A 14081-nucleotide genomic window follows, 5' to 3' on the forward strand; every position below is an offset into this window, starting at 1 on the left:
GACGCCGAAGTCGTCGTGGATCCGTGGCCTCAGCTCACCGGATCCGCCGGATGCGGTGCCAGCAGCGGCAGCTGCGAGGCCAGTCGCTCCTCGCACAGCTCGACCAGACGGTCGTAGCCGGCTTTGCCCATCAGCTCGGTCAGCTCGGGCCTGTAGGACACGTACACCGGGTCGCCCGCGCCGTGCGCCGAGGTCGCCGACGTGCACCACCAGTGCAGGTCGTGGCCGCCCGGACCCCAGCCCCGGCGGTCGTACTCACCGATCGACACCTGCAGCACGCGCGTGTCGTCGGGCCGGTCGATCCAGTCGTAGGTCCGCCGCACCGGCAGCTGCCAGCAGACGTCCGGCTTGGTCTCCAGCGGCTCCCGGCCCTCCTTCACGGCCAGGATGTGCAGCGAGCAGCCCGCGCCGCCCGCGAAACCGGGCCGGTTCTGGAAGATGCACGAGCCCTGGTACGGGCGGGTCTGCCGGTCGCCGTCCTCGTCCTGCGAGACCCAGCCGGTCTTGGTGCCCACGTCATGGTGCTGCCACATGTCCGGCGTGAGCCTCGCCACATGTTCCGCGACCCGCTTCTCGTCGTCCTCGTCGGAGAAGTGGGCACCCAGCGTGCAGCACCCGTCGTCCGCGCGGCCCGCCTGGATGCCCTGGCAGCCGCTTCCGAAGATGCAGTTCCAGCGAGAGGTCAGCCATGTCAGATCGCACCGGAAGACCTGCTCGTCGTCCGCCGGATCAGGGAATTCCACCCACGCGCGTGCGAAGTCGAGCCCCTTCTCGTCGCCTGCCAGGGCCTTCTTCGACTTCTTCGGTGACTTCACCTGCGAAGAAGCCGCGGCCGAACCCGTGGCTGTCTCAGCGGGTTTGGTCGACTTGGCCGACTTGTTGTCCTTCGCCTTTTTCGTCTTTGGCACGCACCCAGGGTAAGTCGCCGAAAGGCTCTTCAGGGACCGCACGGGTGTCTGTCCACGTCTCCGCTGGCAGTAGCGTTTCTTACATGAGACTCGGTGTCCTCGACGTGGGATCGAACACGGTGCATCTGCTGGTGGTGGACGCACACCCGGGCGCGCGCCCCTTGCCCGCGCATTCGCACAAGGCGGAGCTGCGCCTTGCCCAACTCCTGGACGGGGACGGGGCCATCGGCCCCGAGGGCGTCGACAAACTCGTCGGCGTCATCCAGGAGGCGCTCCAGGCCGCCGAGGACAAGGGCGTAGAGGAACTGCTGCCCTTCGCGACCTCCGCCGTGCGCGAGGCCAGCAACGCCGACGATGTCCTCGCGCGCGTGCAGGCCGATACCGGCGCCGAGCTCCAGGTCCTCACGGGCGCAGAAGAGGCCCGACTCACCTTCCTCGCCGCCCGCCGCTGGTTCGGCTGGTCCGCAGGCAAGCTCCTCGTCCTCGACATCGGCGGCGGCTCCCTGGAGATCGCCTACGGCATCGACGAGGAGCCCGACGCGGCCGTCTCCCTGCCGCTCGGCGCGGGTCGGCTGACCGCGGGCTGGCTGCCCGGTGACCCGCCCGACCCGGAGGCCATACGGACGCTGCGCCGCCATGTCCGCGCCCAGATCGCCCGCACGGTCGGCGAGTTCAGCCGCTTCGGCGCCCCCGACCACGTGGTCGCCACCTCCAAGACCTTCAAGCAACTGGCCCGCCTCGCCGGCGCCGCCCGCTCCACGGACGGCCTCTACGTCCAGCGCGAACTCAAGCGCGAATCCCTGGAAGCCTGGGTCCCCCGCCTAGCCGCCATGCCCACCGCCGAACGCGCGATACTCCCGGGAGTCTCGGAGGGCCGAGCGGCCCAGCTCCTCGCCGGCGCCCTGGTGGCAGAGGGCGCGATGGACCTGTTCGGCGTGGACAAGCTGGAAATCTGCCCGTGGGCGTTGAGGGAGGGCGTGATCTTGCGACGCTTGGATCACATGGGTTCCGCATAAAGCGGACATTAGGGGCAGTGTCGCGGGGGGCGCGGGGAACTGCGCGACCAGCCACAGCCAACCCGCACCCGCCCATGACGAGACAGCCCGATGGCGAATAGGCGAACACCGACTCCGGCCCACTTCCCAAGCCGCGTAACCTGTCCCCGTGGCAAACCCAGTCGTACGGATCCCGGATGCGAAGGTCGCCCTCTCCACGGCGTCCGTGTACCCGGAGTCGACGGCGACGGCCTTCGAGATCGCCGCGCGCCTCGGCTACGACGGCGTCGAGGTCATGGTGTGGACGGACCCGGTCAGCCAGGACATCGAGGCCCTGCGCCGCCTCTCCGACTACCACCAGGTCCCGATCCTCGCCGTCCACGCCCCCTGCCTGCTCATCACCCAGCGCGTCTGGTCCACCGACCCCTGGATCAAGCTCCAGCGCGCCCAGGCGGCCGCCGAGAAGCTGGGCGCGACCACGGTCGTCGTACACCCCCCGTTCCGCTGGCAGCGCCAGTACGCGCGTGACTTCGTGACCGGGATCTGGCGGATGGCGAACGAGACGGATGTGCGGTTCGCCGTCGAGAACATGTACCCCTGGCGCTACCGCGACCGCGAGATGCTCGCCTACGCCCCCGACTGGGACGTGACGAAGGACGACTACCGGCACTTCACGATCGACCTCAGTCACACCGCGACGGCCCGCACGGACGCGATCCACATGATCGACCGCATGGGCGACCGCCTCGGCCACGTCCACCTCGCCGACGGCGGCGGCTCCAACAAGGACGAGCACCTCGTCCCCGGCCGCGGCACCCAGCCCTGCGCCGAGCTCCTGGAGCGTCTCGCCCTGACCGGTTTCGACGGCCATGTCGTCATCGAGGTCAACACCCGGCGCGCGATGTCCAGCGCCGAACGCGAGGCCGACCTCGCGGAGGCCCTGGCCTACACCCGCCTCCATCTGGCGTCCGCGGTGAAGGTGCCCAGGCGATGACCGACGCGACCGCGCGGAAACGGGGCCGACCCCCTCGTACGGAATCGGCCGACACCCGCGACCGCATCCTGACCGCGGCCCGCGAGGAGTTCTCCGAGCGCGGCTACGAGAAGACGTCGGTGCGCGGGATCGCGAAGGCCGCCGGGGTCGACTCCGCCCTGGTCCACCACTACTTCGGCACCAAGGAGCAGGTCTTCGAGGCGGCCGTCGCGGTCGCCGCGGCCCCTGCGCTGAGCGCGCCGGACGCGGTCGCCGAGGGTCCCTTGGAGGACGTCGGCGAGCGCCTCACGCGTTTTTTCTACGGCGTCTGGGAGAACCCGGCCACCCGTATGCCCCTGCTGGCGATCGCCCGCTCGGCGGTGAACAACGAGACCGCGGCCGCCGTCTTCCGCCGCCTCGTCGCCTCCCAGCTGCTGCGCCGCATCGCCGACCAGGTCGACCTGCCGGACGCGGAGCTGCGCGTCGAGCTGGCGTTGGCACAGCTGGTGGGTTCGGCCATGCTCCGGTACGTCATCAAGGTGGAGCCGCTGGCGTCGGCGGACGTGGAGCAGATCATCGCGCGGGTGGCGCCGGTGGTGCAGGGGCATCTGACGGGGCCGTAGGGCTCAGCAGCGCTCAGCCGATCTAAGGTGAGACGCGCATCCCGCATTTCGGACACTCCGTCCGCCCTCTGGATGACCGGCGTACGCTCGTTAGCAGCCAGAATTCTCTGATCGCAGTCTCTGAAGGAGCGAGCGACGATGCCCGAGCTGAGGTCCCGCACAGTCACCCACGGCCGCAACATGGCGGGCGCACGCGCCCTTATGCGCGCCTCCGGTGTACCGGGCGCGGACATCGGCCGCAAGCCGATCATCGCGGTCGCCAACAGCTTCACCGAGTTCGTGCCCGGCCACACCCACCTCCAGCCGGTGGGCCGTATCGTCAGCGAGGCGATCACCGAGGCCGGCGGCATCCCGCGCGAGTTCAACACCATCGCGGTGGACGACGGCATCGCGATGGGCCACGGCGGCATGCTGTACTCCCTGCCCTCCCGCGACCTGATCGCGGACAGCGTGGAGTACATGGTCGAGGCCCACTGCGCCGACGCCCTGATCTGCATCTCCAACTGCGACAAGATCACCCCGGGCATGCTGAACGCGGCCCTGCGCCTGAACATCCCCACGGTCTTCGTCTCCGGCGGCCCGATGGAGTCCGGCCGCGCCACCCTCGTGGACGGCACGGTCCGCACGCTCGACCTGGTCGACGCGATCTCCGACGCCGTGAACGACAAGATCTCGGACGAGGACATCCTCCGTATCGAGGAGAACGCCTGTCCGACCTGCGGCAGCTGCTCCGGAATGTTCACCGCCAACTCGATGAACTGCCTGACCGAGGCCATCGGCCTCTCCCTCCCCGGCAACGGCTCGGTCCTGGCCACGCACACGGCCCGCAAGGGGCTGTACGTCGATGCCGCCCGCGCTGTGATGGACATCACCCGGCGCTACTACGAGCAGGACGACGAGACGGTCCTGCCCCGCAACATCGCCACCATCGCGGCCTTCGAGAACGCCATGGCCCTCGACATCGCGATGGGCGGCTCCACCAACACGATCCTGCACCTGCTGGCGGCGGCCCAGGAGGCGGAGATCCCCTTCGGCCTGGAGCAGATCAACGAGGTCTCGCGCCGCGTGCCGTGCCTCGCGAAGGTTGCGCCCAACGTCGCGAAGAACCGCACGTACTACATGGAGGACGTGCACCGCGCGGGCGGCATCCCGGCCCTGCTGGGCGAGCTGCACCGCGCCGGCCTGCTGAACGAGGACGTCCACTCGGTCCACAGCCCCTCGCTCGCGGACTGGCTGAAGACGTGGGACGTCCGCGGCGGCTCCCCTTCCGCCGAGGCGATCGAACTGTGGCACGCGGCCCCGGGCTGCGTCCGCTCCGCCGAGGCCTTCTCCCAGTCCGAGCGCTGGGAGGCGCTGGACGAGGACGCCGAGGGCGGCTGCATCCGCTCGGCCGAGCACGCGTACTCCAAGGACGGCGGCCTCGCGGTCCTGCGCGGCAACCTCGCCGTGGACGGCTGCGTCGTGAAGACGGCCGGCGTCGACGAGTCGATCTGGACCTTCGAGGGCCCCGCGGTCGTCTGCGAGTCGCAGGAGGAAGCCGTCGAGAAGATCCTCAACAAACAGGTCACGGACGGCGACGTGGTCGTCATCCGCTACGAGGGTCCCAAGGGCGGCCCGGGTATGCAGGAGATGCTCTACCCGACGTCGTTCCTGAAGGGCCGCGGCCTGGGCAAGACCTGCGCCCTGATCACCGACGGCCGCTTCTCGGGCGGCACGTCGGGTCTGTCGATCGGCCACGCGTCCCCCGAGGCGGCGTCAGGCGGCACGATCGCCCTCGTCGAGGACGGCGACCGCATCCGCATCGACATCCCCAATCGCTCGATCGAGTTGCTCGTCGACGACGCGGAACTCTCGCGCCGCGAGCAGGCGTTGAACGGGGCGTACGCCCCGAAGAACCGCGAGCGCAAGGTGTCGGCCGCGCTGCGCGCCTACGCGGCGATGGCGACCAGCGCGGACAAGGGCGCGGTGCGGGATGTGAGCAAGCTGGGCTGAGGGTTTTCCTCGGCTTCGGCTTCGAGCCTTTGAGGGCCGCCTCCTTCGGTTTGGGGGCGGCCCTTTTGCGTGCGGGTTACCAGGCTGATGGGTTGTCGGCGTCTACGGCGAAGACGGTGCCGTCGGGGGCGGTGGTGTAGATGTGGCCGTTGATGATGACGGGCTCGTTCAGCGAACCGAGGATTCCGTCCGAGTCGGTACCGAGCCGCGGCGATGTCTGCCCGACGAGTGTCCCCGCACGGGCGTCCACCGCGAGCAGCCGCCCGTCGGCAGCGGTGAAGTACACATGACCGTCGTCGGTGACGGGCGCGGAACTCCGGCTCACCGAGGTCTGGATATGCCACAGCTGCTTTCGCGCGTTCATGTCGATGGCCTCCAGGGAACCCCCTGAGGCCAGGACGTAGACACGGTTCCCGCGCACGGTGGCGTGGGCCCCGGTTCGCGGGACGGACAGGGCCACGCGGCGCGATGCCTTGGACTCCGGGGTGTAGCGGACCACGGCGTTCGTGGCGCTGTAGTCCTGGTCGGTGTTGAGGAAGAAGACGGATCCGTCCGTGGCGCCGAAAGGCTTCAGCAGCCCATCAAGCCGTGCGTCCCACCGCACGTCACCCGTGACGGGATCCACGGCTGTGACACGCGTACTCGACCCGTCGTCGGACGACCTCGTCGCGTACGCCAACGAGTCCCCGGTGAACGTGTCGAAATACGGCACTTTCTGACCGGGTATCCGGTGGCTCCACTTCACCTCTCCCGAAGCGCTGTCCACACCGGTGACCGTCCCACTGGCGCCGGTGAGCAGGAGCATGCCGCCGGCCTGCTGTATCCCGGTGTACGCCGGAACGTTCCGCTGCCAACGCGTCCCGCCCGAGGCGGGGTCGAGCGCCAGCAGACTTCGGCCTTCGTCCATCCCCGGCTGGACGAGGCCGCCGGACACGAACGGTGGTCCGCTCGTGTGCGTCTTGGCGATGGGCTGCTTCCAGAGCAGGGTTCCGTCGGACGGGTCGAGGGCGAAGAGCAGCCCCGGCTGCGAGCAGATCAACTTCCCTGCCCCGTCGGCGCATTGGGCCAGCCCCGCGCCATCGCCCCCGGGGCTCGCCTCCCACGCGCTGAACTTGGCCGCCGTACTCTGGGACGTCGCGCCCTTCGCCGGAGGGTCACCGTCGCCGAGCAACTGAACCGACGCGACCGTGCCGCCCACGACAAGGCCCAGCGCCCCGGCCGCCATTGCCGCCTGCTTGCGGAGGCGTTTCCCGGGGCGTCGTTCCCGCTGCCCGACGAGCGGCTCGGGCCTCGCCCCATCCCCCGTGCGCTGCGCAGGCACGAACACCTGCGTGTCGTACGAGGCCGCCACGGACCTCAGTTCCCGCATGAGTTCGTCCGGTGTGGGTCGGTCGTCCGGCTCCTTGGCGAGACAACGCACCACCAGCGGTACGAGATCCTCCGGTACGCCGGTCAGATCCGGCTCGTCATGCACCACCTGGTAGGCGACGACGTATGGGCTGTCGGAGTCGAACGGCCCGCGCCCGGTCGCCGCATGCACCAGCACGGACCCGAGCGCGAAGATGTCGGCGGCAGGTCCGACCTCCCGGGGCCGCCGGAACTGTTCGGGTGCCATGAACGGCGGCGTACCGATCAACTTCCCGGTCTCGGTGCGCAGTTCGCTGTCCTTTGGCCGGGAAATGCCGAAGTCGATGACCTTCGGCCCGTCCTCGGCGAGTAGCACGTTGCTCGGCTTCAGATCCCGGTGCACGACGCCGACCCGATGGATGTCGCGCAGCGCCTCGGCGAGCCCGGCCATCAGTCGGCGCAACTGGGCCGGGGCCATGGGCCCATTCCGCTTCACCTGTTCGGACAGGGTCGGACCCGGGATGAACAGCGTGGCCATCCAGGGCCGTTCGGCCTCCGGATCGGCATCGACGACGGACGCGGTGAAGGCACCGCTGACCCTCCGGGCCGCAGCCACCTCCTGCCGAAAACGCCCCCTGAACTCGGGATCCCTCGCGAACTCGGCATGTACGACCTTCACCGCGAGCTTCATCCCCGAGGTACTGCGCGCCAGATGGACCACGCCCATGCCGCCGGAGCCCAGGCAGGACTCCAGGCGGTAGTGACCGGCGTACTCGGGAAGTTCCGCTTCCGCGCCCGCTCCGGTGTTGCGCTGTGGCGCCATGGAACCACCCCCGTGCTGTTCGTCCGCGCGCGCGACGCACGGAGCCTAGTCGATGACACGTACGAGACGGAGGCGGCTTGCTAGCCTCCCTGTGCGAGTTACGCATATGTGTTTCATGGCGTGTTTTAGGGGAATCAACGGGACCCCATGGCAGTCATGGGGTCCAACGGGGGAGGCTTTTCATGTCTGTTGACCGAACTGAGGCCACAGCGGGCGGCGAGGAAGAGGCCGTCACGACACTGGCGGCCGCGGCCGTGCGCACCTACCCGGTCGCACCGGGCGTCCGTCTCAACGTCCGCCGGGGGCCCGGCACCAACTACACCGTCGTCCGCGTCCTGCCCGAGGGCGCGCGCGTCCCGATCTTCTGCCAGACACCCGGCACGACGGTCACGGGCCCGTACGGCACGAGCAAGATCTGGGACAACATCGACGACGGCGAGTACGTCTCGGACGCCTACGTGAACACGGGAAGCGACGGTTACGTCACCGACCGCTGCGCCTGATCAGACCGACAACGGGGAGACCACATGACACTCCGCAGACGCTTGTCCATCCTGCTCGTGGCCGCCACCGGCGCCTTTCTCCTGGTGCTCGGCGTGTCACCGACCGCCACCGCGGCCAACACCTACTCGGTCGCACCGGGCTACCGGTTGAACGTCCGCAGCGGCCCCGGCACCACCTACACCATCGTCCGCGTCCTGCCGGAGGGCGCCAAAGTCACGATCTACTGCCAGCGGCCGGGTGAGACGGTGACGGGTCCGTACGGCACGTCGAACATCTGGGACAACATCGACAACGGCGAGTACGTCTCGGACGCCTATGTGAACACCGGCAGCGACGGCTACGTAGCCGCCCGCTGCTCCTGAGCCCAGAGGGAGCCCGCGGCCCACCCGGAGCCATAATCGTCCCGTGAGCGACGAAATCGGCACCCCGGCAACCCCCGCGGGCTCCACCGGCACCCCCACCGGCCCCCGCCCCGAACCCCTCCGCTTCTTCGGCACCACCTGGCTGAACCACGACAACGGCTACAACGGCTACACCCCCCGCCGCATCGCCGCAGCCGTCGGCTCTCTCGCCGCCGCAGCCGCCTCCTGCCTCGTCCTCCGTTTCGCCTACGACGACCTCCAGATCGCGGACGTCGGCAGCCTCGTGACGCTCCTGGTCGTCGTCATGTTCGCCGTGTGCAGCGCGCTGGCCTTCCGCCACACCTGGGACAGCTTCGGCAAGCGCCCCGACCCCGACCGCCAGGGCCAGGCCTCTCTCCGCGGCCTCCTGGCCATCGGCTTCGTCGGCTCCCTCCTCGCGTACTTCTTCCGCTCCCTCACGGAGGCCCCCGGCGAGAAGCTGCGCCGCGAGGAGTACGAGACGGCCAAGGCCCAGTACGACAAGCGCAGCAAACGCCGCACCGGCAACCCGTCGAAGAAGCGCCGCCGCTCCTGACCGCGACCGGCGGGCACGTAATCCCGGAATCCCGCCATCCCGTCGGTCCATCCCGTCGCTTCTTACCGAAAACCGCCTGCCCCTCTTACTCCACTCCCACCACCATGGCCGTATGACGGTCTCGTCCCACGCCACCCGGGCCCACTCCTTCAACGCCGCCGCGGCCCAGTACGCGGCGAACCGCCCCTCCTACCCTCCCGCCCTCCTCGACGCCGTCGAAGACCTGGCCGGCCGCCCCCTCGCCGCCTCCCGCGTCGCGGACGTCGGCGCCGGTACCGGCATAGCGACCGCCCTCCTGCACGCCCGCGGCGCCGAGGTCATCGCCGTCGAACCCGGAGACGGCATGGCGGCCCAGTTCCGCCGCACCCTCCCCGACGTGCCGATCGTCCGCGGCAGCGGCAACGCCCTCCCGCTGGCCGACGCTTCCGTCGACTTCCTCACCTACGCCCAGGCCTGGCACTGGACCGACCCGGACCACGCGGTGCCGGAGGCGCAGCGCGTCCTGCGCCCGGGCGGGGCGCTCGCCCTGTGGTGGAACACGTATGCCCGGGACGTCCCGTGGATCAACGAACAGATCCACCGCGTCGAGCGCTTCTTCGGCACCGACTCCGACTCCCTGGTCGCGACGAACGGGGCCATCACCCGCGCCGCCGACCCCTCCGGCCGCCTCGACTTCACCCGCCGCCTGGTCCGCTGGAGCCGCCGCGTCCCCGTCGACACGCACCTGGCGAACATGGGCAGCCACTCGATGTTCCTGGTCCACGACAAGGAGGCCGGCGCGGCTTTCCTCGCCGAGGAGCGCGACCACCTGCGCACGGTCTTCCCGGACGGAGTCGTGGAGGAGACCTACGACGTGGACCTGCTGGTCGCCACCAACGCGTGACCACCCGGCCCAACACCCCCCAACTCCTGCCCCCGCCCCGCGGCCCACCCCTCCAACGCCGCCGCACACGCATGGTCCACATGCCGCAGCCCGCCCAACTCCAGCCGCACCTCCCGGTCGTGCGGCAACGCCTCCAACGCGTCCAACAGTTTCGGCAGCCGCAGAAACGTCGCGTGCCCCAGCACCCGTACGACGATCCCCGCCTCGCCCCGGTCCTCGGTCTCCACGTGCACATGGCTGATGTCCCACGCGGTCTTCGCCACGGCCAGCGCCAGCCCGACCAACACCCCCTCGAACAGATTCCCGACCATGGTCGCGACGGCCGTCACCCCCAGCACGACCACCTCTCCCCGATGCCCACGCCACAGCCCCCGCACCTCCCGCACCGGCACGACTTTGCACCCGGCGTGCACGAGCAGCCCGGCCAGCGCGGCCACCGGAATCACCCCGAGGGCACCGGGCACCACGGCTGCGAAGAGCAGCAGCCACACCCCGTGCAGCACCCGCGGAACCTTGGTCCGCGCCCTGGCGTGCACTCCCCCAGCGGGGGGACCCCCAGCCGCACTCCACACGATCACCGCGGTCATCGGCAACGCGCCCAGCAGCCCACACACCGAGTTCCCAGCGCCCTGCGCCATCAACTCCCGGTCGTAGTCCGCCGAGGCGATCAGCGCGAACGCCACGACCGTCCCGATCACCCCCACTTCCGTCAGTCGCCCGAAATCGCCCACCGAAGGCACCCGCACGGCCTCCAGTAGCCCCCGCACCTCCACCCGTCGCACATCCAGGTCGAACACCCCGGTCACCGCCGCCGCCAGCCCCACCGCGACGAGCGGCCCGGGCACCAGCCGAGCCCCCCGCCGCGACAGCGGCCACAGCAGCAGTACGACGATGGTGGCACCCCCCACTGACAACGCCACCGGATCCACCCGCCCGGGCAGCGACACCAGCCCGGCGAGCTTCCCGAGCCCGCTCGCCGGCGCGGCCACGTCGCCCAGCGCGTACACCTGACCGGCGACCAGTACGAGCCCGATCCCGGCGAGCATCCCCTGCACGACGGCCGCGGACACGGCCCGGAACCACCGCCCGAGCCGCAGTGCCCCCAGCCCGAGCTGCACCAGCCCGGCCGCGAACACCAGCACCCCGAGCGCCTCGACGCCGTACGCCCGCACGGCCTCGTACACGAGCACGGTCAGCCCCGCCGCCGGCCCGCTCACCTGGAGGCTGCTGCCGGGCAGCACCCCGGCGACCAGCCCGCCGACGATCCCGGTGACCAGCCCCAGTTCGGCCGGCACTCCGGAGGCTATGGCGACGCCCACACATAGCGGCAGCGCGACGAGGAACACGACCAGGGAAGCGGACAGATCTGCTTTCCGTACGGCACAGCTCATGACAAAAGCACCTCCAGAGATCAGGGGAGATGCGTGGGCGCCGGGCCGGGGGAGGGCACGGCAACTGAAATCCATTGTCAGGAAAGGGGGTTGGTCGCGCAGCGGATTCGCGCCGCTGCTCGGGGCATCCGGAGGCGTCCGGACCGGATCCCCCGCTTCCGATCACCCCGCCACACGCCTGCGCCGCCGAATGCACCCTGCTTGACGGCACACCGGTCCGAGAGGATTATTCATCGCATGGTGAATTACAAGTCTCCTGCCACCTCCCCACCGGCCGTCCGCGCCGCCGGCCTCACCGTCGTCCGCGGCCCCCGCACCGTCCTGCGCGGCCTCGACTTCACTGTCCCGCGCGGCCAGATCACCGGCCTGCTCGGCCCCTCCGGATGCGGCAAGTCGACCCTCATGCGCGCGATCGTCGGCACCCAGGCCAAGGTCACCGGCACCCTGAACGTCCTAGGCCAATCCGCCGGCCACCCCACCCTCCGCACCCGCATCGGCTACGTCACCCAAGCCCCCTCCGTCTACGACGACCTGACCGTCCGCCAGAACCTCGCCTACTTCGCCGCGATCCTCGACCCCGGCCGCGCCGCCGCCGACCGCCGCCGCGCCGACGTCACCCGAGTCATCACCGAAGTCGACCTCACCTCCCACGCCGACTCCCTCGCCGGCAACCTCTCCGGCGGCCAACGCAGCCGCGTCTCCCTCGCGGTCGCCCTGCTCGGCACCCCCGAACTCCTGGTCCTCGACGAACCCACCGTCGGCCTCGACCCGGTCCTGCGCCGCGACCTGTGGAACCTCTTCCACGACATCGCCGCCACCCGCGGCGCGACCCTCCTCATCTCCTCCCACGTCATGGACGAGGCCGAGCGCTGCCACCGCCTCCTCCTGATGCGCGAGGGCGAGATCCTCGCCGACGACACCCCGGACGCCCTCCGCACCCGTACCGGCTCGGAGACCGTCGAAGCGGCATTCCTGCACCTGGTCGACGAAGCGATCGCGGCCGCCCACGACAAGGAGACGGCCCGATGAGTACGACGAGCACATCGACTACGACGATGACGCCGGCGCCGGCCCCCAGCACCGCCCTCAACGCCTCTCGCACCACCGCCACCGCGGCCCGGGTCCTCGGCCAGCTCCGCCACGACCCGCGCACGATCGCGATGATGATCCTGATCCCCTGCGTGATGCTGCTCCTGCTGCGCTACGTCTTCGACGGCAGCCCACACACGTTCGACAGCATCGGCGCCTCACTCCTCGGGATCTTCCCGCTGATCACGATGTTCCTGGTCACGTCCATCGCCACCCTGCGCGAACGAACCTCCGGCACCCTCGAACGCCTCCTCGCCATGCCCCTCGGCAAAGGCGACCTCATCGCCGGCTACGCACTCGCGTTCGGCACGCTCGCCATCATCCAGTCGGCCCTGGCGACCGGCCTGGCGGTGTGGTTCCTCGGCCTGGACGTCACCGGCTCCCCCTGGCTCCTGCTGCTGGTCGCCCTCCTCGACGCCCTTCTCGGCACCGCCCTCGGTCTCTTCGTCTCCGCCTTCGCGTCCTCGGAGTTCCAGGCGGTCCAGTTCATGCCGGCCGTGATCTTCCCCCAACTCCTCCTCTGCGGCCTGTTCACCCCCCGCTCCAACATGCACCCCGTCCTGGAGGCCATCTCCAACGTCCTCCCCATGTCCTACGCAGTCGACGGCATGAACGAGGTCCTCAAGCACACCGACATGACCGCCAACTTCGTACGCGACGCCCTGATCGTGGCGGGCTGCGCGCTGCTCGTACTGGGACTGGGCGCGGCCACCCTCAGGAGGCGCACGGCGTAGCCGCGTTCCGCCAGCCGGACAGCCACCTCCGGCCCCGCACCGCCAGTGCGAGGATGAACCCATGACCCAGAAAGTCGCAGTCCTCGGCACCGGCAAGATCGGCGAAGCCCTGCTCAGCGGAATGATCCGGGGCGGCTGGGCGCCGGCCGACCTCCTGGTCACCGCCCGCCGCCAGGAGCGGGCCAATGAACTCCGCGCCCGCTACGGAGTCACCCCGGTCACCAACCCGGAAGCCGCCAAGACCGCCGACACCCTGATCCTCACGGTCAAACCGCAGGACATGGGCACCCTCCTCGACGAACTCGCCCCCCACGTCCCCGCCGACCGCCTGATCATCAGCGGCGCCGCGGGCATCCCCACCTCCTTCTTCGAGGAGCGCCTCGCCGCCGGCACTCCGGTCGTCCGTGTAATGACGAACACCCCCGCCCTCGTCGACGAGGCCATGTCCGTCATCTCCGCCGGCAGCCACGCCACCGAGGCCCACCTCGCCCACGCCGAGGAGATCTTCGGCGCAGTCGGCAAGACGCTCCGCGTCCCCGAGTCCCAGCAGGACGCCTGCACCGCCCTCTCCGGCTCGGGCCCGGCGTACTTCTTCTACCTGGTCGAAGCCATGACCGACGCCGGCATCCTCCTCGGCCTGCCCCGCGACAAGGCCCACGACCTGATCGTCCAGTCCGCGATCGGCGCGGCCGTCATGCTCCGCGACAGCGGCGAACACCCGGTCAAGCTCCGCGAGAACGTCACCTCCCCAGCCGGCACCACCATCAACGCCATCCGCGAACTCGAGAACCACGGCGTACGAGCAGCCCTCATCGCCGCCCTCGAAGCCGCCCGCGACCGCAGCCGCCAACTGGCCTCCGGCAACAGCTGACACCCGGGGCGC

14 protein-coding genes are annotated in these 14081 nt (G+C 70.1%); 11 read left to right on the top strand and 3 right to left on the bottom strand.

The window, feature by feature from the left end; translation table 11 throughout:
* Positions 1 to 29: 29 nt before the first annotated feature.
* Positions 30 to 908 carry a DUF3109 family protein gene (locus tag AC5DRG_RS30535; protein ID WP_491802675.1) on the bottom strand — a complete coding sequence of 293 codons (879 nt, stop codon included), beginning with the start codon at positions 906 to 908 and terminating at the stop codon, positions 30 to 32.
* A gap of 83 nt (positions 909 to 991) precedes the next feature.
* On the opposite strand from AC5DRG_RS30535, the gene AC5DRG_RS30540 reads away from it, so the two are divergent.
* From AC5DRG_RS30540 to ilvD, 4 genes are all read left to right on the top strand, one after another.
* Positions 992 to 1924, top strand: coding sequence for a Ppx/GppA family phosphatase (locus AC5DRG_RS30540; RefSeq protein WP_491802676.1), 933 nt, complete (start codon positions 992 to 994; stop codon positions 1922 to 1924).
* Positions 1925 to 2072: 148 nt separating this feature from the next.
* Positions 2073 to 2897 carry a sugar phosphate isomerase/epimerase family protein gene (locus tag AC5DRG_RS30545; protein WP_491802677.1) on the top strand — a complete coding sequence of 275 codons (825 nt, stop codon included), beginning with the start codon at positions 2073 to 2075 and terminating at the stop codon, positions 2895 to 2897.
* Positions 2894 to 3499 (top strand): TetR/AcrR family transcriptional regulator, encoded by a 606-nt coding sequence (locus tag AC5DRG_RS30550; protein ID WP_491802678.1) that lies wholly within the window; start codon positions 2894 to 2896, stop codon positions 3497 to 3499. The genes AC5DRG_RS30545 and AC5DRG_RS30550 overlap by 4 nt, the downstream gene beginning before the upstream one ends.
* Before the next feature lie 138 nt (positions 3500 to 3637).
* Positions 3638 to 5491 (top strand): dihydroxy-acid dehydratase, encoded by a 1854-nt coding sequence (gene ilvD / locus AC5DRG_RS30555; RefSeq protein WP_491802679.1) that lies wholly within the window; start codon positions 3638 to 3640, stop codon positions 5489 to 5491.
* A 76-nt stretch (positions 5492 to 5567) separates the two neighbouring features.
* Here ilvD and AC5DRG_RS30560 read toward each other — a convergent pair whose 3' ends face one another.
* Positions 5568 to 7661 carry a serine/threonine-protein kinase gene (locus AC5DRG_RS30560; protein WP_491802680.1) on the bottom strand — a complete coding sequence of 698 codons (2094 nt, stop codon included), beginning with the start codon at positions 7659 to 7661 and terminating at the stop codon, positions 5568 to 5570.
* A 182-nt stretch (positions 7662 to 7843) separates the two neighbouring features.
* Here AC5DRG_RS30560 and AC5DRG_RS30565 point away from each other — a divergent pair, with 182 nt between their 5' ends.
* The 4 genes from AC5DRG_RS30565 to AC5DRG_RS30580 all read left to right on the top strand — a co-directional run bounded on the left by AC5DRG_RS30565 (position 7844) and on the right by AC5DRG_RS30580 (position 9984).
* Positions 7844 to 8164 (top strand): SH3 domain-containing protein, encoded by a 321-nt coding sequence (locus tag AC5DRG_RS30565; protein ID WP_491802681.1) that lies wholly within the window; start codon positions 7844 to 7846, stop codon positions 8162 to 8164.
* A gap of 24 nt (positions 8165 to 8188) precedes the next feature.
* Entirely contained in the window at positions 8189 to 8527 is a 339-nt protein-coding gene (locus tag AC5DRG_RS30570) for an SH3 domain-containing protein (protein ID WP_491802682.1), read from the top strand.
* 43 nt (positions 8528 to 8570) lie between these two features.
* The gene (locus tag AC5DRG_RS30575; RefSeq protein ID WP_491802683.1) at positions 8571 to 9101 is read left to right on the top strand and encodes an EamA/RhaT family transporter; all 531 of its coding nucleotides are present in this window, start codon (positions 8571 to 8573) and stop codon (positions 9099 to 9101) included.
* A gap of 112 nt (positions 9102 to 9213) precedes the next feature.
* Positions 9214 to 9984 carry a class I SAM-dependent methyltransferase gene (locus AC5DRG_RS30580; protein WP_491802685.1) on the top strand — a complete coding sequence of 257 codons (771 nt, stop codon included), beginning with the start codon at positions 9214 to 9216 and terminating at the stop codon, positions 9982 to 9984.
* On the opposite strand, the gene AC5DRG_RS30585 is transcribed toward AC5DRG_RS30580, so the two are convergent.
* The gene (locus tag AC5DRG_RS30585) at positions 9948 to 11375 is read right to left on the bottom strand and encodes a SulP family inorganic anion transporter (RefSeq protein WP_491802686.1); all 1428 of its coding nucleotides are present in this window, start codon (positions 11373 to 11375) and stop codon (positions 9948 to 9950) included. The two genes, AC5DRG_RS30580 and AC5DRG_RS30585, sit on opposite strands and share 37 nt — an antisense overlap.
* Positions 11376 to 11612: 237 nt before the next feature.
* Here AC5DRG_RS30585 and AC5DRG_RS30590 point away from each other — a divergent pair, with 237 nt between their 5' ends.
* The 3 genes from AC5DRG_RS30590 to proC all read left to right on the top strand — a co-directional run bounded on the left by AC5DRG_RS30590 (position 11613) and on the right by proC (position 14069).
* The gene (locus tag AC5DRG_RS30590; protein WP_491802688.1) at positions 11613 to 12404 is read left to right on the top strand and encodes an ABC transporter ATP-binding protein; all 792 of its coding nucleotides are present in this window, start codon (positions 11613 to 11615) and stop codon (positions 12402 to 12404) included.
* Complete coding sequence (locus AC5DRG_RS30595) at positions 12401 to 13198, top strand: ABC transporter permease (RefSeq protein ID WP_491802689.1); 798 nt, start codon at positions 12401 to 12403, stop codon at positions 13196 to 13198. Before AC5DRG_RS30590 ends, AC5DRG_RS30595 begins: the two co-directional genes overlap by 4 nt.
* A gap of 61 nt (positions 13199 to 13259) precedes the next feature.
* A complete protein-coding gene (gene proC / locus AC5DRG_RS30600; protein ID WP_491802690.1) occupies positions 13260 to 14069 on the top strand; it encodes a pyrroline-5-carboxylate reductase in 810 nt (269 codons plus the stop codon).
* Positions 14070 to 14081: the final 12 nt, after the last annotated feature.

It is taken from the genome of Streptomyces sp. JLBG701 (genome assembly GCF_058544905.1).

Excerpts from the sequence above, each read along its gene's own strand:
- AC5DRG_RS30550 (WP_491802678.1), top strand. The coding sequence starts at position 2,894 with ATGACCGACGCGACCGCGCGGAAACGGGGCCGACCCCCTCGTACGGAA.
- proC (WP_491802690.1), top strand. The coding sequence starts at position 13,260 with ATGACCCAGAAAGTCGCAGTCCTCGGCACCGGCAAGATCGGCGAAGCC.
- AC5DRG_RS30580 (WP_491802685.1), top strand. The coding sequence starts at position 9,214 with ATGACGGTCTCGTCCCACGCCACCCGGGCCCACTCCTTCAACGCCGCC.
- AC5DRG_RS30565 (WP_491802681.1), top strand. The coding sequence starts at position 7,844 with ATGTCTGTTGACCGAACTGAGGCCACAGCGGGCGGCGAGGAAGAGGCC.
- AC5DRG_RS30595 (WP_491802689.1), top strand. The coding sequence starts at position 12,401 with ATGAGTACGACGAGCACATCGACTACGACGATGACGCCGGCGCCGGCC.
- AC5DRG_RS30590 (WP_491802688.1), top strand. The coding sequence starts at position 11,613 with ATGGTGAATTACAAGTCTCCTGCCACCTCCCCACCGGCCGTCCGCGCC.
- AC5DRG_RS30570 (WP_491802682.1), top strand. The coding sequence starts at position 8,189 with ATGACACTCCGCAGACGCTTGTCCATCCTGCTCGTGGCCGCCACCGGC.
- ilvD (WP_491802679.1), top strand. The coding sequence starts at position 3,638 with ATGCCCGAGCTGAGGTCCCGCACAGTCACCCACGGCCGCAACATGGCG.
- AC5DRG_RS30585 (WP_491802686.1), bottom strand. The coding sequence starts at position 11,375 with ATGAGCTGTGCCGTACGGAAAGCAGATCTGTCCGCTTCCCTGGTCGTG.
- AC5DRG_RS30540 (WP_491802676.1), top strand. The coding sequence starts at position 992 with ATGAGACTCGGTGTCCTCGACGTGGGATCGAACACGGTGCATCTGCTG.
- AC5DRG_RS30560 (WP_491802680.1), bottom strand. The coding sequence starts at position 7,661 with ATGGCGCCACAGCGCAACACCGGAGCGGGCGCGGAAGCGGAACTTCCC.